We start from the raw sequence: 22,558 nt of genomic DNA on the forward strand, positions 1-22,558 counted from the left end.
CCGGGAAATGACGGGCCAGCGGGGGGGTGCCGGGCGGATGTTCGGTGGCCAGCAGCGCCCCCTGCGCCAATTGTTCCTGCAAGGCTGCATTTTCAGGGGGAAAGGCGATGTCGATGCCGCTCGCGATGACGCCGATCGTCCCGCTTTCGAGCGATCCGCGATGCGCCTCCGTATCGATCCCGCGCGCCAGGCCCGACACCACGACCGCGCCGCGCTGCCCCAGTTCCTGCGCCAGGGTGCGGGCGAAGCGGCAAGCGGCAGCCGACGCATTGCGCGCACCCACCATCGCTACGCAGGGCCGCGAAGCCAGGCCAATGTCGCCCCGCATGATGAGCGCGGGCGGCGCGCCTTCCATATGACCCAGCAAGGCGGGATAGTCGGCATCGCCCATCAGCAGATAGCGGGCGCCCAGCGCCCTGGTGGCCGCGATCTCCCGCTCCACCGCGCCGGCATCGGCGACGCTCGCCCGTCCGCCGCCTCGCGCGGCCATTTCCGGTATCGCCCGCAACGCTTCGCCCGCCGTGCCGAAGCGCGCGAGCAATTGCCGATAGCTGACCGGGCCGATCCGGGGGGAGCGGATGAGCCGCAGCCGTTCGAACCGCTCCTGGTCGCTCATGAGGAGGCGGGCTCGCCCTTCTTCGTCCCGACCTTGGGTTCCTCGCCCTTCGCCAGCCGCGCGATATTGGTCCGGTGCCGCCACAACAGGATCAGCGCCAGCGCCAGGCTCACCGGAACCAGGTCAAGCCGCCCGAACGCCCACATCGCGACCGGCGCGCTGATCCCGGCCGACATGCCGCCCACCGACGACCAGCGGGTGCCGAACAACATGCCCAGCCACATGACCGCAAAGACAATCCCGGCGGGCCAGTAGAGCGCGGTTACGACGCCCATCATCGTCGCCACGCCCTTGCCCCCGGCAAAGCGCAGCCAGACCGGATAGCAATGGCCGATAAAGGCCATCGCCCCCGCCATCGGCCCACCGCCATCGACCAGCCACGCACCGATCAACACCGCCGCCGCGCCCTTGGCCAGATCCAGCAGCAAGGTCGCCGCCGCCAGCCCCTTGCGCCCGGTGCGCAGCACGTTGGTCGCGCCGATATTGCCCGATCCGATCTGGCGCAGGTCGCCGGCGCCGCTGATGCGCGTCAGCAACAGGCCAAATGGGATGGAACCGAGCAGATAGCCCAGAAGCAGGACGAAAGCGGGAAACAGCCAGGGAGGGGTCATGAAATTCGCCAATAGGATGGGATCGCGACCATAGCGTGACGGGCGCACGGAGCAATGCCCAAGCTTCGGCTTCGCGCTTGATTTGCCCTGTCGCCGCGTTAGGCTCGCAAATCAGCTTGTTCAAATGGCTGGAGTAGCCATGACTGACAGTTCATTCTTCAATCCGCTCGAAAATTTTGTCCAGTCCTGGACAACATTGGCTCTGGCGCCGCAGAAATTGATGCAGTCGTTCAATAATGGCTGGTCGTTCGGCAATGTCATCATCAACGACAATAATTCGAGCGCGCCGCAGACAGAGCAAGCGATCGTGGCGGTGGAAAGCTATGGCCGGCAACTGGGCAAGTTGCTCGACGCGGTCGATGTGCTGGTCGAACGACAGCCCGATGCGCAGGAGGTAAAGCCTTTCAAGGAAATCGCCTTGCTCAAGGACAAGATCGACAAGGTGAAGCACGACATGGCCGTCACTCGCATCGACCAATTGCGCGGCGACCTGGAATTGCTGCGCATGTCCGCCAACCCGGCCGACAAGGCGGACTATGAAGCCAACATCGCGGCGCTGCGCGCGTTGCTCGGCGAATTGCCGACAAAGGCGAACTGACGGGATCGGGCATTGATCGGCCGTTGACAGCCCCGCCCCGTCCCGCGACACAGCGGCCATGACGGTCGCGCCAGATGCCCCCATCCTCCTTTTCGATTCCGGCGTAGGGGGATTATCCATTCTCGCGCCGGCGCGCGCGGCCCTGCCCACCGCCCCGATCATCTATGCCGCCGACAGCGCCGGCTTCCCCTATGGCACCAAGAGCGAGGCGGAAATCGCCGCGCGCGTACCCGCCCTGCTTGGCCGGCTGGTCGAGCGCTACCGCCCGCGCCTGGCGGTGATCGCCTGCAACACTGCCTCCACCATCGCCCTGTCCCATGTGCGCGCCGCGCTCGACATCCCGGTCGTCGGCACCGTCCCGGCGATAAAACCCGCCGCCCTGCTGTCGAAAAGCCGGGTCTTCGGCGTGCTCGGCACCGATGCGACGGTGCGTCAGCCCTATGTCGATCGGCTCGCCGCCGAACATGGCGCGGACTGCATCATGCTGCGCCACGGGTCGGCGGCGCTGGTGCAACTGGCTGAGGCGAAGCTGCGGGGCGAGCCGCTCGATCCACGGATTGCGCAAGATGCCCTGCGCGGTCTCACGGATCAGCCCCATGGCGACCGGATGGATATGGTCGTCCTCGCCTGCACTCACTTTCCGCTGGTAGAACAGGAACTTGCCGCCGCAGCCGGACGCCCGATCGGTTTCGTTCATGGCGGCGCTGGCATTGCCCGGCGCATCCTTTTCCTCACCCAGGGCCAGCTTTGGCCTGACGCAACTTCGCCCGGCGCCGCGGTTTTCACGCGCCTCGACGATCAGGTGGAGGCGCTGCGCCCGGCGCTCGCCGGCTATGGCCTGATGCAGGTCGACGCGCTTTGAAAGCCATGGGCCATTTGTCCAATGGCCAATCGCGTCGATCAGTCTGATAGGTATTTCTCCCTAAAGTTGCGAGCGGTTATCGCTGGTAATGGGGGAACCACGCAGGTAAATGCGGCCTCATGAGGCAGAGGATGGGCGCGTCCAAAACAGAAACAGCGCGCGAGCATATGGGAAGACAGGCGTAGTGAACTACAAGCATATCTTTTCGCAGGCGATCGACCGGCTCCATGAAGAAGGCCGGTATCGGGTGTTCATCGACATCCTGCGCAATCGGGGGGCCTACCCTAACGCTCGCTGTTTCCACGGCCATAACGGACCCAAGCCGATCACCGTGTGGTGCTCGAACGACTATCTCGCCATGGGTCAGCATCCCAAGGTGGTCGCCGCCATGGAGGAAGCGCTTCACGATGTCGGCGCCGGCTCTGGCGGCACGCGCAATATCGGCGGCAACACCCATTATCATATCGATCTGGAACGGGAACTGGCCGACCTGCACGACAAGGAAGGGGCGCTGCTCTTTACGTCGGGCTATGTCTCCAACGAAGCGACCCTTTCCACCCTCGCCAAGCTGCTGCCGGGCTGCATCATCTTTTCCGATGAGCTGAACCACGCTTCGATGATCGCGGGCATCCGTAATTCGGGCTGCGAAAAGCGCGTTTTTCGCCACAATGACGTCGATCATCTGCGCGAACTGCTCGCCGCCGAAGACCCCGACGCACCCAAGCTGATCGCCTTCGAAAGCGTCTATTCGATGGACGGGGACATCGCCCCGATCGCGGAAATCTGCGATTTGGCCGACGAATATAATGCGCTCACCTATCTGGACGAGGTCCATGCCGTGGGCATGTATGGCGCGCGCGGCGGCGGCATTTCGGAACGGGACGAGGTCGCCGATCGCGTCACAATTATCGAAGGCACATTGGGCAAGGCGTTCGGCGTGATGGGCGGCTATATCGCGGCCGACCAGATGATCGTCGATGTGATCCGCAGCTATGCGCCCGGCTTCATCTTCACCACCTCGCTGTCGCCGGTGCTGGTCGCCGGCGTGCTGGCCAGCGTGCGGCACCTGAAGGGCTCGAGCGAGGAACGCGAAGGCCAACAGGCATCGGCCGCGAAGCTCAAGGCATTGATGGCGGAGGCCGGCCTGCCGGTCATGCCCTCGGTCACCCATATCGTGCCCCTGATGGTCGGTGATCCGGTCAAGGCCAAGCGGATCAGCGACATATTGCTCGCCGAATATGGCGCCTATGTGCAGCCGATCAATTACCCCACTGTCCCCCGCGGCACGGAACGCCTGCGTTTCACGCCGGGGCCGGCGCATAACGAAGATATGATGCGCGATCTGGTCAAGGCTCTGGTCGAGATTTGGGACCGGCTGGAACTGGAATTGAACGAGCGCCAGGCGGCATAAATATTGAAGAAACGGCTGTTGAGTCGCCTTGTCGACCATCGCGCTTGGTTCTTCACCCGTCGCTCACACTGTTCAATGATTCAAGGTGAAGCCGAAGAGGGTCCGACCATGTTGCGGCAATATTGCGCCCTCACTCCTGGCTCATGATCTCTTCTCCAAGAACCCGAATGATAGTGCTTCTAAGGTTTGACATGCGGCAAGCCTTGGTTATTCAACCTATTATTCGGAAACCGAACGGAGCAGAATCATGACGCAATACAGCCACTTGTCGGACGAAGATTGGTTCGCCAAGATTGCAGGCACCGAGAGTGGCACGCCTCTCTTTCCGCTACCGCCCGAATCGCTTCAAACCAGCACGGTCGGCCGGGCCGGGTTACCCATCCTGCGCGACGCTTTCATGTTCTGGCAATTCACGCGGAGGATGCTCGAGGCCAATAACGGAATCGATGCAAATACGAAGGTAATGGACTTCGGCTGCGCCTGGAGCCGCATTCTCCGCTTCTGGCAAAAGGATCTGCCGCCGCAGAATCTCTATGGTTTCGATGTGGAGGAACGGTTCCTGTCGATCGCCCGGGAGCATGTGCCAGGTTGCAACTACACTCTCAGCAACGCGCGCCCGCCGATCGCCGCCGCTGACAACAGCTTCGACCTCATATACGCATTTTCCGTCTTTTCGCATTTGCCGCAGGATGTCGCCGACGCCTGGATTTCGGAATTCGCGCGCATCCTTAAACCGGGCGGGATTGTTTGCCTGACGACGCGCCCGCGCGCCCACATCGAAATTGCCGGCAATGAAGACGCCCAATCGGCTCATTTCGAAACCTATGCCCGCGCCATCACCCACAAGGAAAGCGCCCTGGAGCGCTATGATGCGGGCGAATTTATCTTTTACCCGGTTCATGGCGGCGGGGGTCTGGCCGCAGAAACCTTCGGCGAAGCCATCATCCCGCCGGCCTATGCAAAGCAGCATTGGAAGGCGTTGGACTTCGTCAATTTTGCGCAAAATTATTCCGAAACATACCTGCAACCCTGCTTCGTGATGCGCAAACCGCATTAATTGCGATTGAGAGATGCGCCGCGCGATGAGCGTGGCGCATCCCCACCGTGCGGCGAATATGCCTGAAACGTCAAAAGTGACGCGTCGCCGGCGTCACGCCGATGAAGGCAGCACCAGCGCAGCGCGGACGGCGTAGCCGCGATAAAGGGTCAGGCTACGAACCTCGGCCCCTATAGTTTCGGCGACGGTCGCAACGGCTTGGGGCAAGGCGCCCCGCGGCGCTACATGAAACCGCGCAAGCCAACCGAAAAGCGCTCGCTTCCACAAAGCCGGCCAACCTTCCTGCTGCCCGAAATCGACAATTTCCAGCCGGCCGCCCGGCGCGACGCAGCGCGCCGCCTGGGCCAGCGCCGCCTCCCAGTCGGGAATCATCGACAGGGCATAGCTGATGAACACCCGGTCAAAGGTCGCGCGACCGAAAATCGCCTGCGGATCGAAAGCACAAGCATCGCCCTGTGCCAGCATCACCCGCTCGCTCATGCCCATCTTCGCCACCGATGCCCGCGCCGTCTCCAGCATGGCCTCGGAAATATCGACGCCATAGAGCATCGCCTTGGGCCAGGCCTTTCCCACCGCGATCAGGTTGCGCCCCGTGCCGCATCCGATTTCCAGCACAGCACCGCCCGCAGGGGGCGCAAGATCGGCGATCAGTCCGTCGCGCCCCAGCAGATAATATTTGCGGGTAAGGTCGTAGATATGCCGCTGGTAGCGATAGACGCCGTCCATCAACCCCTTATGGTCAGCGCTGACTTGCTCGTTCACGCGTCGCCCTTCAGCACATAGAGATGGACGCCGCCATAAATGGCCGATCGGTCGCGGACGGTATAGTCCTTCGACACCGCCGCGCGATAATCCCAGCGGCCGAGCACGTCATCGGTAACACGGCCGGGAAGGATGCTGGGTTCGCCGGCGGTGCGGAACAACACGCGCGCGCCGGGCTTGGCCGTCTGCGTGATCTGCGCCCAGAGCGCATTGAGCTGGTCGTCGTTCATCCAGTCCTGCGCATCGAGCAGGATGTAGCGGTCGCAGGACGCCGCCGGCTGGCTGGCAAGGAAGTCCGTGAAATTGACGTGCCGCACATCGACGCGGCTCGCCCGCGCGCGCACCGCATCATGGTTCGCGGCCTGGAGATAGGGCGGCAACGGCCCTTCGGCCTCGCCGTCCTTGGCGGCGTAGCCGCGCCCGAACGCCTGCACCGCGAAATAATTGTCCTTCAGGTCAAAGTCGCAGGCCAGCTTCTTGAGCCGCGCCTTGAGCACCGTGTCCATCCGCTCGTCGCCGGCCAGCGCCTCAAACTGGGCAGGCGGGATGCCAAGGCCAAAGAGCGAAGCGGGCTGGCTGGTCAACCAGCGCACGAACCCTTTGTCGAAGATCGGCGCCAGTTCGCGCTCGAAAATCTCCAGCTGCTCCTCGCGGCTCTGCGCATCCAGCATCCGCTTGGGATTGACGCCATGCAGCCGGGCCAGCAGGTGCGCCGCGCCGATGAAGCGGCCCAGCAGCCCATGTTTGTAGATGCCGCGCGCGAAACCGCCAATGCGGCGCCGGCCGATCAGGTCACGCCCTTCCCAATAGCTGCGTGTCGCTTCGTCCAGATGCGGCGCGACCAGGCTGCGATAGGCCGCGATATTGGCCTTGTTGTCGGCCTGCGCGAAGAAACGGTGGAAAGCCGCATGGTCGGGCAGTTTCTGCGCCGCCATCAGCTTCAGCTTGTTAAGCGCGATATGCGCGGTGTTGAGATCAACCGCGGTAATCTTCGCGGGATCGGCAGTAAGGTAGGACAACACATTACAACCGCCGGAAGCGATCGTCACCACATGGCTGTCGGGCGTGATCGCCAGCGCTTCCATATCGACCGCCGGATCTTCCCATATCTGGGCATAAACAAGACCACGAAAGGCGAAAGTAAAAGCCCGTTCGAGCAATCCCTGCTTCGACAGGTGACGATGGCGATGGACGGCCTTGGCGATATTCTTCTGGGCTGACACAGCCATATTCGCGACTCCCGCTGCGCGTTCGATCCGCGCGCGATAGGGCAATGGCGTGTCGCCTGCGTGACGCATGCGTTACGTGACGATGACTCCCGATGCAGGCCCTTGCGGAACCGGGACGCCTCTTCCCATCTTCTGCGTCTATGGCGCATTGGATCGAACCTCATCCCACCGGCATCTATATCCGTCCCGCCGATGCATGGATCGATCCGTCGATGCCCCAGGCGCGCGCGCTCGTCACGCACGGCCATGCCGATCATGCGCGTGGCGGCCACGACCATGTCTGGGCGACACGCGAAACGCTGGCGATCATGGCCCTGCGCTACGGCACGGCGAGCGGCACGGCGGTCGGCTATGGGGAGGAGGTTCGCATGGGCGGCGTCACCATCCGCTATGCGCCGGCAGGGCATGTGCTCGGGTCCGCGCAGATCCTGCTTGAACATGCCGGCGAACGGGTGGTCGTCACCGGCGACTATAAGCGCCGCCCCGACCCGACCTGCCTGCCCTTCGAACCGATGCCCTGCGATATTTTCGTGACGGAGGCGACGTTCGGCCTCCCCGTCTTTCGTCATCCCGACACCGGAAGCGAGATGGACCGGTTGCTGGGCGCGCTCCACGCCCATCCCGACCGCTGCGTGCTGGTGGGCGCCTATGCGCTGGGCAAGGCGCAGCGTGTCATCTGCGAATTGCGCGGGCGCGGCCATCATGATCCCATCTATATCCATGGTGCCCTGGAACGCATGTGCGCGCTCTACGCCGATTTCGGCGTCGATCTGGGCGAGTTGCGCCCAGCCACCGGCGTCCCGGCCAAGGACATGCGCGGCCATATCGTCGTCGCGCCGCCATCGGCGCTCAACGATCGCTGGAGCCGCCGCCTGCCCGATCCCATCACCGCAATGGCGTCCGGCTGGATGCGGGTGCGCCAGCGGGCGCGGCAGAAAAACGTCGAACTGCCGCTGGTCATTTCCGACCATGCGGACTGGGACGAACTGACCGACACCATCCGCGAAGTCGCGCCGACCGAAACCTGGATCACCCATGGCCGCGAGGAAGCGCTGCTCCACTGGTGCATGACTCACCAGATCCGCGCCCGCGCCCTTGCTCTGATAGGGCGCGAAGACGAGGATGAGGGCTGATGCGCGCCTTCTCCCAATTGCTCGACGGCCTCGTCTACACCCGTTCGCGCAACGGCAAACTGGCCCTGATCGCGGCCTATATGCGCGAAGCGCCGGACCCGGATCGCGGCTGGGCGCTGGCGGCGCTCACAGGCAATCTTGACCTCAAGGCTGTCAAAGCATCGGCCATCGGCGAGATGATCCGCGCCCGCACCGATCCGGTCCTCTACGAAATGAGCCGGGATTATGTCGGCGACCTTGCCGAAACCGTGGCGCTGCTGTGGCCCAAGCGCGAGGATCAGCCGCCGGAAGTGGACGACGGCTCGCTCAGCCTGTCGGCCGTGGTCGACCGTCTCCACGCGGTCAGCCGCGCGGCCGCGCCCGATGCCCTCGCGCAGATGATGGACCATCTCGACGCGTCGGGCCGCTTCGCCCTGTTGAAGCTCGCCACCGGCGGCCTGCGCGTCGGCATCTCCGCCCGCCTCGCCAAAACCGGCTTTGCGCAAGGGTTCGGCCTCGATGTCGATGATGTGGAACAGGTCTGGCACGCCCTTTCGCCGCCTTACGCCGCCCTGTTCGACTGGGCCGAAGGACGCAGCGGCCGGCCCGATCCGGAAGGCACGCCCTATTTCCGTCCCTTCATGCTGGCCCACCCGCTCGAAGCCGACAGCGTCGATCTGACCGACTATGCCGCTGAATGGAAATGGGACGGCATCCGCATCCAGATCGTCGGCACCGGCGCGGAAACGCGCCTCTACAGCCGCGCGGGCGACGATATATCGGGCAGCTTCCCGGAAGTCGCACAGGCCTTCACCGGGCACGCCGTGCTCGACGGCGAATTGTTGGTGAGGGGTGCGTTTCAGGGCGGGGAAGCCGCCAGCTTCAACGCGCTGCAACAGCGGCTGGGGCGCAAGGCCGTGACCGCGCGGATGATGGATGATTATCCCGCCTTCGTCCGCCTCTACGACCTGCTGATCGAAGGCGACGACGATCTGCGCGCCCTCCCCTGGACCGATCGCCGCGCCCGGCTGGAGGCGTTCATGCCCAATCTGGAGCCCGACCGCTTCGACCTATCCGCCATTATTGACGCCCCCGATTTCGAGGCGCTCGCCGACATCCGCGCCGGCGCCCGCGATGCCGCGATCGAAGGGGTCATGCTCAAGCGCCGCGATAGCCCCTATGTCGCCGGGCGAAAGGCCGCGCTCTGGTATAAATGGAAACGCGATCCCCTGACCGCCGACTGCGTGATGATGTATGCCCAGCGAGGCCACGGCAAACGTTCATCCTTCTATTCGGATTACACCTTCGGTTGCTGGACGGCGGACGGCGAACTGCTGCCGGTGGGAAAGGCCTATTCGGGCTTCACCGACGAGGAACTGAAATGGCTCGACCGCTTCGTCCGCCAGAATACGGTCAATCGCTTCGGTCCCGTGCGCGAGGTCGAAAAGTCGCTGGTGCTGGAAGTCGCATTCGATTCCATCCACGACAGCAAGCGTCACAAATCCGGCCTCGCCATGCGCTTTCCCCGCATCGCCCGCATCCGCAAGGACAAGCCGGCGCATGAGGCGGACACGGTTGATGGGTTGAAGAAGCTGGTCGTCTGACACGAAAGAAACGACCGGCCTGTCTGGCGGCCGGCCGTTTCCTCCACATCAGCGAACGCCGGTCAGGGCATCAGAACCGTGTCGATGACATGGATCACGCCGTTCGACTGGTTGACGTCGGCGATCATAACCTTCGACTTGCCGCCCTTGGCATCCTGAAGATAGACGGACGACCCATCCACCCAGGCCGTCAGCGGTTCGCCCTGAACGGTGGTCAGCGTCGCCTTGCCGCCGCTGGCCTTGGCCTGCGCGATCAGGTCGGCCGCGCTCAGCTTGCCCGGCACGACATGATAGGTAAGTATGCCAGCCAGCGCCGCCTTATTCTCGGGCTTCAGCAATGTATCGACCGTTCCCGCCGGCAGCTTGGCGAAAGCATCATTCGTCGGAGCGAATACGGTGAACGGCCCCGGCCCCTTGAGCGTGTCGACCAGTCCCGCGGCCTTGACCGCAGCGACCAGCGTGGTGTGATCTTTCGAATTGACGGCGTTGTCCACGATATCCTTGGTCGGATACATGGCGGCGCCGCCAACCATGGGGTTTTGCGCGGATTGGGCCATAGCGCCGCCGCTCACGGTGAGTAGCGCCCCGGTCAGGGCGAGTGACAGAGAAGACACTTTCATGGAGCTTCCTTCCTCATTGCTTTTGTCCCGTTTCGCGGGGATGCCGTCCCTACGCGCGAAGTGCCTGGGGGATGCGTGCCTGCCCCAAAAGACAGGGTCGCGAAGACATCGCGCGCATCTGACTTTGCGCTGTCACGGCCAGCCCCTATATGGGCGCTTTCGCGCGGGGTCGCGCGGTTGAGCTATGGAGAAGCAATTGAGCAAGGTTCTGGTGATCGGCGCGGGCGGCGTCGGCTCTGTCGCGGTTCACAAGATGGCGATGAATACCGACATTTTCAGCCACATCACCCTCGCCAGCCGCCGACTTGTCAGTTGTGAAAAGGTCGCCGAATCGGTGAAGGCCCGCACCGGCGTCACCATCGACGTGGCGCAGGTCGATGCCGATGACATCGACGCCACCGTCGCCCTGATCGAACAGGTGCAGCCCAGGCTGGTCGTCAACCTGGCCCTACCCTATCAAGATCTAAACATCATGGAGGCCTGCCTCCGCACGAAGACCGACTATCTGGACACGGCCAATTACGAACCGCGCGACACCGCCAAGTTCGAATATAGCTGGCAGTGGAACCTGCATGAGCGCTTCAAGGAAGCTGGCGTCACGGCGCTGCTCGGCTCGGGCTTCGACCCCGGCGTCACCAGCGTCTTCGCCTCCTATATCAAGAAGCATCTGCTCGACCGGATCGACACGCTCGACATTCTCGACTGCAATGGCGGCGACCATGGCCAGCATTTCGCGACCAACTTCAATCCCGAAATCAACATCCGCGAAGTGACCGCGCCGTCGCGCCACTGGGCGAATGGCGAATGGGTGGAAGGTCCGGCGCTCAGCCATAAGCAGGCGTTCGACTTCGACCAGGTGGGCGAAAAGAACATGTATCTCATGTATCATGAGGAGCTGGAAAGCCTCGCCAAATTCTATCCGGAGATCAAGCGCATCCGCTTCTGGATGACCTTCGGCGATGCCTATCTCAAGCATCTGGAGGTGCTCCAGAATGTCGGCATGACCCGGATCGACCCGGTCATCTATAATGGTCAGGAGATCATCCCGCTCCAGTTCCTCAAAGCCGTGCTGCCCGAACCTTCCAGCCTGGGTTCCACCACCAAGGGCAAGACCAATATCGGCGACATCGCTACCGGTGAAAAGGACGGCCAGACCAAGACCGTCTATGTCTATCAGATCTGCGACCATGAGGACGCCTATGCCGAAACCGGCAACCAGGCAGTCAGCTACACGACCGGCGTGCCAGCGATGATCGGCGCCACCATGCTGCTGACCGGCGCCTGGAAGGGCGCGGATGGCGAGGGCGGGGTGTTCAACATGGAACAGTTCGATCCCGATCCCTTCATGGACATGCTCAACCAGCATGGCCTGCCCTGGCAGGTAAAGGAACTGGACGCACCGCTGGCGTTCTGACCACGACATAATCTCGTCATTGCGAACGCAGCGAAGCAATCCAGTGGCGCTCCCCTTGGATTGCTTCGCTGTGTTCGCAATGACGGATATTTGCGGGCTGGTGTTACGGAGTAAGATATCATGGAAACCAAAGCCGGTGATCCCGGCGCCTTTGCGCGCTTCGACCTGTACCGCGTCCCCTCGCCCGCCTTCGTGGTGGATGAGGCGGCGGTGCGGCGCAATCTGGCGGTCCTGCGCGACATTGGCGATCGCGCCGGCATCAAGGTGCTGGGCGCGCTCAAGGCCTTCTCCATGTGGTCGCTCGGCCCGGTGCTGGGCGAATATCTCGACGGCGTCTGCGCCTCGGGCATTTACGAGGCGCGTCTGGGCCGCGAGGAATATCGGGGCGAAGTCGCCACTTATTGCGCCGCCTACAAGCCCGACGACCTGGCGGAGATTCTCAAAATCTCCGACCATGTCATCTTCAACAGCCCCGGCCAGATCGCACGCCTCAAACCGGTGATCGATGCTGCGCGCGCGGACGGGCGCGTTTTCGACATTGGCCTGCGCCTCAACCCCCTCCATGCGGAGGGCGAAGTGCCCAAATATGATCCGTCGCAACCGCACAGCCGCCTGGGCTTCCCGGTCGACCAGCTTCGCCCCGAACATCTCGACGGCGTCGATGGCCTCCACATGCACAATCTGTGCGAGCAGGATTTCCTTCCGCTCCAGCGCACCTGGGCGGCGATCGAATCGCGCGTGATGCCGCATGTCGGCAGCCTGAAATGGCTGAACTTCGGCGGCGGCCATCATGTGACGCGCGCCGACTATCAGGTCGAAGACCTCATTGCCTTTCTCCAGCGGATCAAGGCGCAGACCGGCCTTGAACTTTATATCGAGCCGGGCGAAGCCATGGCCCTCGACGCCGGCATCCTCATCGGCGAAATACTCGACATCATCGACAATGGCATGGCCGTCGCCATCACCGACATCAGCGCCACCTGCCACATGCCCGATGTCATCGAAGCGCCCTATCGCCCCGCGATGCTGCATGAACAAAGCGAAGGTCCGGTCACCCGACTCGGTGGTCCGTCCTGCCTCGCTGGCGACATCATCGGCGACTATCGAATCCCCGGTGGCGCAGAGCCGGGCGCGCGCATCGCCTTCCTGGATCAGGCCCATTATTCGATGGTGAAGACCAACACCTTTAACGGGGTGCCCCTCCCGTCTATCTGGCTGTGGCACAGCGAAACGGACGAACTCACGGAAATTCGGTCCTTTTCCTATCAGGATTTCAAGGCTCGTCTTTCCTGACGCACGTTTCGTAGCGCAGTGCGCAACAAAATTTTCATCTGCGCTTTACAGGGGGGACCCCTCCGCATATATCGGCCGTCCGCTGCCCCATGGGACTTCCACCGCAAGGCAGCTTTTTTACCCACGAACTACACTGGAGGTCCCTTGAATTGCACAAGCATCTTAGCGCGCTGGGGGTAGCGACCACCCTCAAACCGGCAGCACCGGTAACGCTGATTCGTCCCCAGGCCGCGGTCCGGGCCGCCCGATTCTTCGCTGAGAAGTTTCCGGGTCGATCGCTCTATGCGGTCAAGGCGAACCCGTCTCCCGATCTGATCCGCACGCTGTTCGCATCGGGCATCACGCATTTCGACGTGGCCTCGATCGCGGAAGTGCGTCTGGTGACCGAAGCGCTCGCCGACGCCGAAGGCCAGGCGAAGCTTTGCTTCATGCACCCGGTGAAGGCCGAGGAAGCGATAGCGGAAGCCTATCACATCCACGGCGTGCGCACCTTCTCGCTCGACACGATCGACGAGTTGGAAAAGATCATGCGCGCCACCAACGACGCGACCGATCTGGAGTTGTGCGTCCGCCTGCGCGTGTCGTCCGAACATTCCGAACTCAGCCTCGCGTCCAAATTCGGCGCGGAACTGGGCGAGACCCGCGAACTGCTGATGGCCACTCGCCAGGCGGCCGATGCGCTGGGCATCTGTTTCCATGTCGGCAGCCAGGCGATGAGCCCGCAGGCCTATAGCGACGCGATCGAACGTGTTCGCGCCGCGATCGTCGATGCCGCCGTCACGGTGGACATCATCGACGTCGGCGGCGGCTTCCCCTCGGTCTATCCGGGGATGCAGCCGGTCGCGCTCGAACATTATTTCGACGCGATCCATCGCGGATTCGAAAGCCTGCCGGTCAGCTATTCGTCGGAATTGTGGTGCGAACCCGGTCGGGCGCTGTCGGCCGAATATAGCTCGGTCGTCGTGCGCGTCGAACGCCGCCGCGGCAATGAGCTTTACATCAACGACGGCGCCTATGGCGCGCTGTTCGATGCTGCGCACATCGGTTGGCGCTTCCCGGTCGAACTGCTCCGTGACGATGTCAGCATGGAAGCGATGGAGGGTTTCTCCTTCTATGGCCCGACCTGCGACGACATGGACCATATGGTCGGCCCCTTCATGCTCCCTGGGGACGTGAAGGCCGGGGACTATATCGAAATCGGGATGCTGGGCGCCTATGGCGCGGCCATGCGGACCGGCTTCAACGGCTTCACGTCGGAATCGACCATCGAGGTGGAGGATGAGCCGATGGCCAGTCTCTACACCGTGGCCGTGCCGCAGCGCCGTCGCGCGAACGTCATCAAGCTGGGCTAAACCGACTCCGGTTTCCCCTTGGAGAGGATGCCTGTCCCTCGCTGCGTCCCCCTGCAGCGAGGGACAAATTTTATCGGCGGAAGATGCCGACCAGTTCGACATGGGTCGACCAGCGAAACTGGCCCACCGGCTTCACGCTTTCCAGCCTATATCCAGCCGCGACCAGATGCGCCGCATCGCGCGCGAAACTGGCGGGATTGCAGGAAATATAGGCGATCAGCGGCACGGTTGACGCGGCCAGTTGCAACACCTGTTCACGCGCGCCCGCGCGCGGCGGATCGAGCAGGACGGCGGCGAAGCGGTTCAATTCGTTGGGCGTGAGCGGCCGGCGAAACAGATCGCGATGATCGGCCGCCACCCGTCGCTGCGCCCGCCCCGCGGCGAGTTTCAGGTTCAGGACCACATCGCGCGCCGCTTCGGCGGCATAGACCGGGCGGGCTTCTCCCAGCGCCAGCGCGAACGTGCCAAGGCCACAGAAGAGATCGGCCATCGGGCCGCTATCCGGCAGTGAAGCGCGCACCGCGCCGACCAGCGCCGCTTCGCCATCCGGGGTCGCCTGCAGGAAGGAGAAGGGTGGAAAGCCCACCGGCACGCCGCCGAAGCTGATCGTCGCCGCTTCAGGCTCCCACCGCGTCTGCGGCCCGTCGCCCGTGTCAATGGTCAGGCGCGCAAGGCCGTGCGCCCGCGCGAAATCCCCCAGCCCCTCGTCGGCCGCCAACCCCTCGACCTGCACCCCTTCCAGCAACAGATCGACGCCCTGGTCGATCAGCGACATGCGCACATGCGCCGCCCGCTTGTCCGGCAGGATCAGGCTCAGCAGTTCGCGCAACGGGGCCAGCAAGGCGAACAGCCGGGGATCGAGCACCGCGCACATCTGAAGGTCGATCAGCTTGTGACTGCCCTCTTCGGCGAAACCGACGGTGATGCGCTTGCCGGCCCGCGCGGCCCGCAGCGAAGCGCGCCGCCGCGTCATCGGCGGGGAAATATGGGGCGGCAGGACCAGGCCGGGGCTTACCCCCTGCCCCGCCAGCGCCCCGGTGACCCGCCCGATCACGAAATCGGTGTAGCTCGCATCGTCCAGATGCTGGAGCTGACACCCGCCACAAGCCGGGAAGTGAGCGCAGGGCGGCGTGTTATGATGGACACCGAAATGGACAGCTCCATCGGCATCGATCCAGTCGCCCGGCGCGGTCAGGGGGAAATGGCGGCCATCGCCCGTGACGCCGTCGCCCTTGGCGGCGATGCGGATGATGCTGTTAGTGTCGGGTTCGTTGTCGCTTTTGGTCACAATCGCGCGGCGATAGCGGCTGGCAGCGTATCAAGCAAATCATCCGCGACAAAGGCCGCCCCGGCCCGTCGCGCCGCATCGCCATGGAGCCACACCGCCTCGCACGCCGCGCGAAAGGGATCGCCCGTCACCGCCAGCCGCCCCGCCGCCAGCCCGGCAAGCACATCGCCCGTTCCCGCGGTTGAGAGCCAGGGCGTCGCCCCGCTCGCCACGGCGGCGCGGCCGTCCGGCGCGGCGATGACGCTGTCCGCGCCTTTATAGACCAGGATCGCTCCCGATGAGCGCGCGGCCGCCAGCGCCCGTTCGATCTTGCTGCCGGGGAGGTCGCCGAACAGGCGGAGAAACTCGCCCTCATGCGGGGTCAGGATCGCGCCGGCGGGAATAGCGCGCGCGCCATCCTCGCCCAGCAGCGTCAACGCATCGGCATCCAGCACCAGCGGATGACTTGCGTCCAGCGCCGCCGCCCGCCGCGCCCGTCCATCCGCGTCCAGCCCCAGCCCCGGACCCGCCAGCACGACGCCGATCCGTGGATCGTCCAGATGCCCAGCCAACGCGCCGGGCTCATCGACCTGCCGGTTGATGATCGCATGTGGTCCGGCGAGCGGCAGGTCGGCGGCGAAACGGCGCACCGATCCGGCCCCAGAATGCGCGGCGGCCGCGCTCGCGAGCAGGCTCGCCCCCGGCATCCCGCCGCCCACCACCGCCACCAGCCCGCGACTATATTTATGCGCGTCCGCCCCCGGCGCGTTCAGATCCGGGGCGGCCAATCGATGGACCGCGCTCGGCACGGCAATGCCGATGTCAGCCAGCACCAGCCGTCCCATATGCCCGGCCGCCGGATATAGAAGATGCGCCGGCTTATAAGCGCCCAGCGCGATGCAGGTGCCGAATTGCGGCACCGCCGACAACAGGCCGCCGCCATCGGTTTCAACGCCGCTGGGCAAGTCGATGGCATGGGCGATCATCGCCGCTTGGGTCAGGGCGCCAAGCCGTTCCGCAACGTCCGTGTCCAGTCCGCGCGTAAGGCCGGTGCCGAACAGCGCATCGACCAACTGCGTCGCCGGCGCCGCCGTCATCATATCCTCGACCGCGCCGGCCCAGGCCGCTCGCGCCCGGATGCTGGACGGGGTGCGGCTTTCGCCCAGCGCCGCCACGCGCACCGCCACACCCTTGGCCCGCAACAACCGGGCGATGACGAAACCGTCGCCGCCATTATTGCCCGGCCCGCACAGCACCAGCGCATCGCGGCGATGCCCCGCGCGCCAGATGATCTCTGCCGCCGCCGCGCCCGCGCGCTCCATCAGCGCATAGCCTTCGACGCCCGCATCGAAAGCCGCCTGCTCGGCCGCGCGCATCTGCGCCGCCGTCAGGATCGCCCCGCCTATCACTGCCGCTGACCGGCGATCCGCGCGGGCAGATAATAACGGTCATCACCCACGACAACCTCGATCATCTGCTTGCCCACAATGCTGAGCTTCACCGGCTCGGCGCCATCCGCCTCCGCCAGTCCGCGCCCGTCGGTCAGCACGCGAAAACGACGAAAGCCGCCGTCGGGATGCCGGATCGTCACCATGTCGCCGTCCCGTTCCACCTGGCATTCGCGCGCCCAGGCCCGCGCGCCGCCTGTCCGGCACTCCGCCTTGCCATCGTGGCGCGACGCGTTGTCGGACGCCGTGATGGCCTCATCACTCTGCTCCGCCCCGCCGCCACCGCATCCGGCCAGCATCGGCAACACCGCCAGCGCGACCGGCCACGCCCTCATGCCAGTCGGTTCCGGCATTCCAGCACGATCGGTCCGATGATGTCGGCGAAGCGTTTCTGGCCGACCCTGTCGGCAACCTGGTCCTGACGCATCTCGATGCCCAGATAGGGGACGCCATTCGCTTCGCCATGGCGGTTCATCGTCGCGTTCAGCAATCGCCCCGAATAGGGAAGCTGGTCGCCAACATTCAGTCCCGCGGCTTCCAGCATCGGAATGGCGATCCGCGCGGCGCGATCATCCTCATTATACAGGATGCCGATGTCCCACGGCCGCGCCTGTCCCGGATCGCTCGCCAGGGTCGGCGTGAAACTATGGACCGACAGGATGAACGGCAATGCCATGCCGTCCAGCAGCGCCGCGACCTGATGATGATAGGGGTGATGGAAGCGCATCAGCCGATCGTTCAGGTCCGCGCCGCGATTGCCGGGGATGGCGTGGCCATCGCTCATCACCGGTAGCAGGCCAGGCGCATCCTCTTCCCGGTTGAGGTCGATCACCAGCCGGGACACGCCGCCCAATATGGCCGTGCAGCCCAGTTGCGCCGCGAGCAACGCGCTCACCTCCGCCACGCCGATGTCGATGGCGACATGATCCTTCAACAGTGCCGGCTCGATGCCCAGATCGATGTCGGCGGGCACATAAGCGGACGCATGGTCCGCCACGATAAGCAGGTTCAGCGCACCGCCGTCAATCTGGGTAAATACTTCGTTCATGCGCGCCTGATCCGTGTTTCCATGATCCACCAGTCGGGTCGCTCCGCCTTGACCGACCGCGCGGCAACGGCCCTCGCCGCCGCCGTCTCGAACAACGCAAAGCAAGTCGCGCCCGATCCCGACATGCGCGCCAGTAGCAGCGCTTCGCGCTCTTTCAGCGCATCCAGCACTTCGGCGACCACCGGCGCGATCGCGATCGCGGCCCCCTCCAGGTCATTGCGCCCATAGCGAGTCAAGCTGTCGAGGCTGTCCGCGACCAGCGCCCCCCGGTCCAGCCCATCCCATGCCGAAAAGACGCGCGCCGTCGACACCGCGACGCCCGGATTGACCAGCAGCATCGGCAATCCCTCCAGCCCCGCGACAGGATGCCGCGCCAGTGTCTCGCCACGCCCCATGACTAGCTGGGTCACGCTCCCGACACAGGCCGGCACATCAGAACCAAGGTCCAGCGCCAACGCCGCCAGTTCGCCTGCATCGATCCGCACGTCCCACAACCGCACCAGCAATCGCAGGGTCGCCGCCGCGTCGGCCGAACCACCGCCAATGCCGGACGCCACCGGCAGGGCCTTGGTCAGGCGGATCGCCGCGCCGCGCTGTTCTCCCAGATAGGCTTGCAGGCCGCGCGCGGCACGCAGGACCAGATTGTCCGGCCCGGCGTCCAATGCAGCGCCAAATGGTCCGTCGATTATCAGGTCGATCGCGCCATCGTCGGTCGCTTCGCCAGCGATCCGATCGCCATCCTCGGCGAAGGCGAACAGGCTTTCCAGCGCATGATAGCCGTCATCCCGCCGCCTCCGCACATGCAGCGCGACATTGACCTTGGCATAAGCGGTTTCGGCCAGCGTTTCGGCCTCCGCCTCCACATCAGGGTGCGGCATATTCGGGCTTCAATCCTTCCCTGCTCTTCGCGGCGAGCCGCGCCGCGACATCGCCTTCGGCAAAGACGGCCGCCGCGTTCCAGGCGTAGCGCGCTTCATAGCGCCGCCCCGCGCTCCAGAGCGCGTCGCCCAGATGTTCGTTGATGGTCGGATCGTCGGGTGCGCCCGCGGCCGCCCGTTCCAGGACCGGCACCGCCGCGCGCACGTCGCCGGTGACATATTGCGCCCATCCCAGCGAATCGGTGATGGACGCATCCTGCGGCTTGAGCGCACTCGCTCGCTGGAGCAGCGCCAGCGCGGCCTCGACATTCTGGCGCCGTTCGATCTGCGCATAGCCCAGATAGTTGAGGATCACCGGCTCGTTGGGCGCCAGCTTCGCAGCCCGCTCCAGCACGGCTCGCGCCTCGTCCCAGCGTTGGCCCTGTTCAAGCGCGCTGCCTTCGAACAGCAGCAGCGACCAGGGGACTGTGTCAGGCGTATAGGCCGCCTGCGCGGCCTGAAACGCCGCCGCCGCGCCGGCAAAATCCTGGGCATCGGCCAATATCCGGCCCAGTTGCACCTGCCGCGCTGGCTCGGCGCCGGGCGCCTCCGCCAAGGTCCGCGCCAAGGCGATCGCGCCGCTCCGGTCGCCTGCCTCCGCCCGGGCATTCACCATCTCGACCTGGGCCAGCACGCCATACCAGCCATCAGCCGGCACTTTCGCCGCTTCCGCCATGCCAAATGCCGGATGGCCGGCGGCGGTCAGCAACCGCGCGGCGACGATATGCCCCTCCGGGCTGCGCGGGTCAGCGAAGGTCGCTATGCGCGCCAGCCGCATACCGAGCGGCACGCCCGCATCGTCCGACGCGATGTCGGCGGCAAGACGCGAGAGCAGACGGGCATAGCCCTGGGCCGGCGTCAGCAGGGCGCGCCGCCCCTTGTCATATTTGCCGCGCAGAATATCGGTGCGCGCCGTTGCGAAATTCGCCACCCCATCCGGCAGCAGGGTCAGCGCCTCATCCTTGAAGCCGCGCGCCGTCAACTGGCTGGCGAAGCTGAGCCGCAACGCCGCGCCGTCACTGCCGCCGCGCAGGGCGAGCGCCCGTCCGATCGCCGGCGCCGCGGTCGCCAAATCGCCTTTCGCAATGGCCTGCAACGCGACATGCTCGTCCAGATAGCGGCGCGCCAGATCGGCAAAGGGCGTCTTGTCCCCGACTTCGGGCGTCGCATCGCTACCCTCGCCCCAAGCAATCCAGCTGTTGAGAATGGGCGCGAGGAAGGCAAAATTCCCTTCCTCGACCATCTTGCCGGTCAGGCTCCGCGCACCGCCCCAATCCTTGCGCTCCAGCGCGTCGGCGATGCGCAGCAACGTTCCATCCCGCGGCAGGATCGCCTGGGCGTCCAAAATGGCGGCGGCGCGCATGGCCAGCGCCTGGTCGCCGCTTTCGATTGCCTGCGCATAGGAACGGCGCGCAATCGCGATGCTGTCGGGGTCCAGCGCCATGGCCGCGCGGTAGCTGGCCACGGCGGTCTGCAACGCGCCGTCCCCGTCCGCCAGCCGCGCCCGCGCATAGGCGTGAAGCGCGCTGTCGGGGTCGACCGACGCCCCGGCCACCGCCGGGCATGTCAGCATCAGGATCGGGATCAGCCGCTTACATATTGGGATAATTCGGTCCTCCGCCGCCTTCGGGCACGACCCAGTTGATATTCTGGGTCGGGTCCTTGATGTCGCACGTCTTGCAGTGGACGCAATTTTGCGCGTTGATCTGGAAGCGGGGATCGCCCTCTTCCTGGCCCACCACTTCATAGACGCCCGCCGGACAATAACGCTGCGCCGGCTCGTCATAAAGGGGCAGATTATAGCTGATCGGGATGGACGGGTCTTTCAGTTGCAGATGCACCGGCTGATCCTCCTCATGATTGGTGTTCGACAGGAACACCGAGGACAGCCGGTCGAAGCTGATCACGCCGTCGGGCTTGGGGTAGGCGATTTTCTCGCACTGGTCCTTGCGCCAGATCTTCTCATTGTCGGGCTTGTGCTTCATCGTGAAGGGCAGGCCGATCTTCAGCGTGCGCATCCACATGTCGATCCCAGCCAGCAGCGTGCCCAGGGTGTTGCCGAACTTGGACAACAGCGGCTCGGCATTCTTCACCAGTTGCAGTTCCTTCGCGATCCAGCTCGACCGCAAGCGATCCTCATAATCATGCAGCACGTCGCGCGCACGCTCATCCTGCATCGCCTCGAACGCGGCTTCGGCCGCCAACATGCCCGACTTCATCGCCGTATGCGTGCCCTTGATCCGCGGCACGTTGACGAAGCCCGCCGAACAGCCGATCAACGCGCCGCCGGGGAAGGCCAGCTTGGGGATGGATTGCCAGCCACCTTCGTTGATCGCGCGCGCGCCATAGGAGACGCGGCGACCGCCTTCGAGGAATTTGCGGATTTCCGGGTGCTGCTTCCAGCGCTGAAACTCCTCGAACGGATAGAGATGCGGATTGCGGTAGCCCAGCCCCACGACGAAGCCCAGCGCCACCTGGCCATTGGCCTGATGATAGAGGAATCCACCGCCATAGGCGTCGGTCAGCGGCCAGCCTTGCGAGTGAATGACCAGGCCCGGTTTATGCTTGGCGGGATCAATGTCCCACAATTCCTTCATGCCAAGGCCATAGACCTGCGGCTCGCTGTCGGCATCCAGCGCGAACTGACGCTTCAATATCTTGGTCAGATGCCCGCGCGCGCCTTCGGCGAAGAAGGTATATTTCGCGTGCAGTTCCAGGCCCGGCTGATAGTCGGGCTTGTGGTTGCCCTCCCGGTCGATGCCCATGTCGCCGGTGGCGACGCCCTTCACGCTGCCATCTTCATTGTAGAGGATTTCCGCCGCCGCAAAGCCGGGGAAAATCTCCACGCCCAGCCCCTCGGCCTGCTCGGCCAGCCAGCGGCACAGATTGCCCAGCGACCCGGTATAGGTGCCCTTATTATGCATCCAGCCCGGCGTCATGATGTGCGGCATGGCGATCTTGCCGGTCTTCGTCAGCATCCAGTGCTGGTTGTCCGTCACCGGCACCTCGGCCATGGGGCAGCCCATCTCGCGCCACTCGGGCAGCAATTCGTGCAGCGCCTTGGGGTCCACCACCGCGCCCGACAGGATATGGGCGCCGATCTCCGACCCCTTCTCCAGCACGCACACCGCCAGTTCCTGCCCAGCCTCACCGGCAAGCTGCTTCAACCGGATCGCCGCGGACAGGCCCGCAGGCCCTCCACCCACGATCACGATGTCATAAGGCATCGATTCCCGTTCGCTCATTCATCCCTCCTTGGGGACGACCGGCGGGCTGCACCCCGTTCATCCGATCGCCGCATTACTCCAACACTTTACCACCGAAGGCGATGAAGCAG

Annotated in this window: 21 protein-coding genes; 9 read left to right on the forward strand and 12 right to left on the reverse strand. The window is 64.6% G+C overall.

The window, feature by feature from the left end:
- Positions 1–616: DNA-processing protein DprA (locus C100_RS39000; protein WP_024020535.1), on the reverse strand; the 616-nt coding region annotated here is incomplete at its 3' end.
- A complete protein-coding gene (gene plsY, locus C100_RS39005) occupies positions 613–1,227 on the reverse strand; it encodes a glycerol-3-phosphate 1-O-acyltransferase PlsY (protein ID WP_031309759.1) in 615 nt (204 codons plus the stop codon). The genes plsY and C100_RS39000, both read right to left, overlap by 4 nt.
- A 139-nt stretch (positions 1,228–1,366) precedes the next feature.
- On the opposite strand from plsY, the gene C100_RS39010 reads away from it, so the two are divergent.
- The 4 genes from C100_RS39010 (at position 1,367) to C100_RS39025 (ending at position 5,155) form a co-directional block, all read left to right on the forward strand.
- Entirely contained in the window at positions 1,367–1,825 is a 459-nt protein-coding gene (locus tag C100_RS39010) for a hypothetical protein (RefSeq protein ID WP_024020537.1), read from the forward strand.
- A gap of 58 nt (positions 1,826–1,883) precedes the next feature.
- Entirely contained in the window at positions 1,884–2,687 is an 804-nt protein-coding gene (murI, locus tag C100_RS39015; RefSeq protein ID WP_024020538.1) for a glutamate racemase, read from the forward strand.
- A gap of 184 nt (positions 2,688–2,871) precedes the next feature.
- Positions 2,872–4,098: a 5-aminolevulinate synthase gene (hemA, locus tag C100_RS39020; RefSeq protein ID WP_024020539.1), complete on the forward strand. Its 1,227-nt coding sequence runs from the start codon at positions 2,872–2,874 to the stop codon at positions 4,096–4,098.
- 247 nt (positions 4,099–4,345) lie between these two features.
- Complete coding sequence (locus C100_RS39025) at positions 4,346–5,155, forward strand: class I SAM-dependent methyltransferase (RefSeq protein ID WP_024020540.1); 810 nt, start codon at positions 4,346–4,348, stop codon at positions 5,153–5,155.
- Between the two features lie 93 nt (positions 5,156–5,248).
- Here C100_RS39025 and C100_RS39030 read toward each other — a convergent pair whose 3' ends face one another.
- Both C100_RS39030 and C100_RS39035 read right to left on the reverse strand, forming a co-directional pair.
- Complete coding sequence (locus C100_RS39030; protein WP_031309761.1) at positions 5,249–5,881, reverse strand: class I SAM-dependent methyltransferase; 633 nt, start codon at positions 5,879–5,881, stop codon at positions 5,249–5,251.
- Between the two features lie 32 nt (positions 5,882–5,913).
- On the reverse strand, positions 5,914–7,146 hold the full coding sequence (locus C100_RS39035; protein WP_031309763.1) for a DUF3419 family protein: 1,233 nt from the start codon (positions 7,144–7,146) through the stop codon (positions 5,914–5,916).
- Positions 7,147–7,286: 140 nt separating this feature from the next.
- On the opposite strand from C100_RS39035, the gene C100_RS39040 reads away from it, so the two are divergent.
- Entirely contained in the window at positions 7,287–8,279 is a 993-nt protein-coding gene (locus C100_RS39040) for a ligase-associated DNA damage response exonuclease (RefSeq protein WP_024020543.1), read from the forward strand.
- On the forward strand, positions 8,279–9,862 hold the full coding sequence (locus C100_RS39045; RefSeq protein ID WP_024020544.1) for a cisplatin damage response ATP-dependent DNA ligase: 1,584 nt from the start codon (positions 8,279–8,281) through the stop codon (positions 9,860–9,862). The genes C100_RS39040 and C100_RS39045 overlap by 1 nt, the downstream gene beginning before the upstream one ends.
- A gap of 62 nt (positions 9,863–9,924) precedes the next feature.
- Here C100_RS39045 and C100_RS39050 read toward each other — a convergent pair whose 3' ends face one another.
- Positions 9,925–10,482 carry a fasciclin domain-containing protein gene (locus tag C100_RS39050; protein WP_024020545.1) on the reverse strand — a complete coding sequence of 186 codons (558 nt, stop codon included), beginning with the start codon at positions 10,480–10,482 and terminating at the stop codon, positions 9,925–9,927.
- A 196-nt stretch (positions 10,483–10,678) separates the two neighbouring features.
- Between C100_RS39050 and C100_RS39055 the strand changes: the two genes are divergently transcribed.
- The 3 genes from C100_RS39055 to C100_RS39065 all read left to right on the forward strand — a co-directional run bounded on the left by C100_RS39055 (position 10,679) and on the right by C100_RS39065 (position 14,541).
- Positions 10,679–11,896 carry a saccharopine dehydrogenase family protein gene (locus C100_RS39055; protein ID WP_031309765.1) on the forward strand — a complete coding sequence of 406 codons (1,218 nt, stop codon included), beginning with the start codon at positions 10,679–10,681 and terminating at the stop codon, positions 11,894–11,896.
- Positions 11,897–12,016: 120 nt separating this feature from the next.
- Positions 12,017–13,189: a carboxynorspermidine decarboxylase gene (locus C100_RS39060; RefSeq protein ID WP_024020547.1), complete on the forward strand. Its 1,173-nt coding sequence runs from the start codon at positions 12,017–12,019 to the stop codon at positions 13,187–13,189.
- A gap of 149 nt (positions 13,190–13,338) precedes the next feature.
- Positions 13,339–14,541 carry a type III PLP-dependent enzyme gene (locus C100_RS39065; protein WP_024020548.1) on the forward strand — a complete coding sequence of 401 codons (1,203 nt, stop codon included), beginning with the start codon at positions 13,339–13,341 and terminating at the stop codon, positions 14,539–14,541.
- A gap of 70 nt (positions 14,542–14,611) precedes the next feature.
- On the opposite strand, the gene C100_RS39070 is transcribed toward C100_RS39065, so the two are convergent.
- Genes C100_RS39070 through C100_RS39100 form a run of 7 tightly spaced genes read right to left on the reverse strand, consistent with a single transcriptional unit; the run spans position 14,612 to position 22,466 of the window.
- A complete protein-coding gene (locus tag C100_RS39070) occupies positions 14,612–15,829 on the reverse strand; it encodes a class I SAM-dependent RNA methyltransferase (protein WP_024020549.1) in 1,218 nt (405 codons plus the stop codon).
- A complete protein-coding gene (locus tag C100_RS39075; protein WP_024020550.1) occupies positions 15,826–17,217 on the reverse strand; it encodes a bifunctional ADP-dependent NAD(P)H-hydrate dehydratase/NAD(P)H-hydrate epimerase in 1,392 nt (463 codons plus the stop codon). The genes C100_RS39070 and C100_RS39075 overlap by 4 nt, the downstream gene beginning before the upstream one ends.
- Positions 17,214–17,591 carry a hypothetical protein gene (locus C100_RS39080; protein ID WP_031309766.1) on the reverse strand — a complete coding sequence of 126 codons (378 nt, stop codon included), beginning with the start codon at positions 17,589–17,591 and terminating at the stop codon, positions 17,214–17,216. Before C100_RS39080 ends, C100_RS39075 begins: the two co-directional genes overlap by 4 nt.
- Complete coding sequence (locus tag C100_RS39085) at positions 17,588–18,304, reverse strand: N-formylglutamate amidohydrolase (protein ID WP_024020552.1); 717 nt, start codon at positions 18,302–18,304, stop codon at positions 17,588–17,590. Before C100_RS39085 ends, C100_RS39080 begins: the two co-directional genes overlap by 4 nt.
- A complete protein-coding gene (locus C100_RS39090; RefSeq protein WP_024020553.1) occupies positions 18,301–19,182 on the reverse strand; it encodes a 4-(cytidine 5'-diphospho)-2-C-methyl-D-erythritol kinase in 882 nt (293 codons plus the stop codon). Before C100_RS39090 ends, C100_RS39085 begins: the two co-directional genes overlap by 4 nt.
- Positions 19,169–20,794, reverse strand: a complete 1,626-nt coding sequence (locus tag C100_RS39095) for a tetratricopeptide repeat protein (protein WP_024020554.1) — start codon at positions 20,792–20,794, stop codon at positions 19,169–19,171. Before C100_RS39095 ends, C100_RS39090 begins: the two co-directional genes overlap by 14 nt.
- Before the next feature lie 19 nt (positions 20,795–20,813).
- Positions 20,814–22,466, reverse strand: a complete 1,653-nt coding sequence (locus C100_RS39100) for an electron transfer flavoprotein-ubiquinone oxidoreductase (protein WP_024020555.1) — start codon at positions 22,464–22,466, stop codon at positions 20,814–20,816.
- Between the last annotated feature and the right edge of the window lie 92 nt (positions 22,467–22,558).

Origin of the sequence: Sphingobium sp. C100 (assembly GCF_000508185.1) — a bacterium.
Classification (GTDB): domain Bacteria; phylum Pseudomonadota; class Alphaproteobacteria; order Sphingomonadales; family Sphingomonadaceae; genus Sphingobium.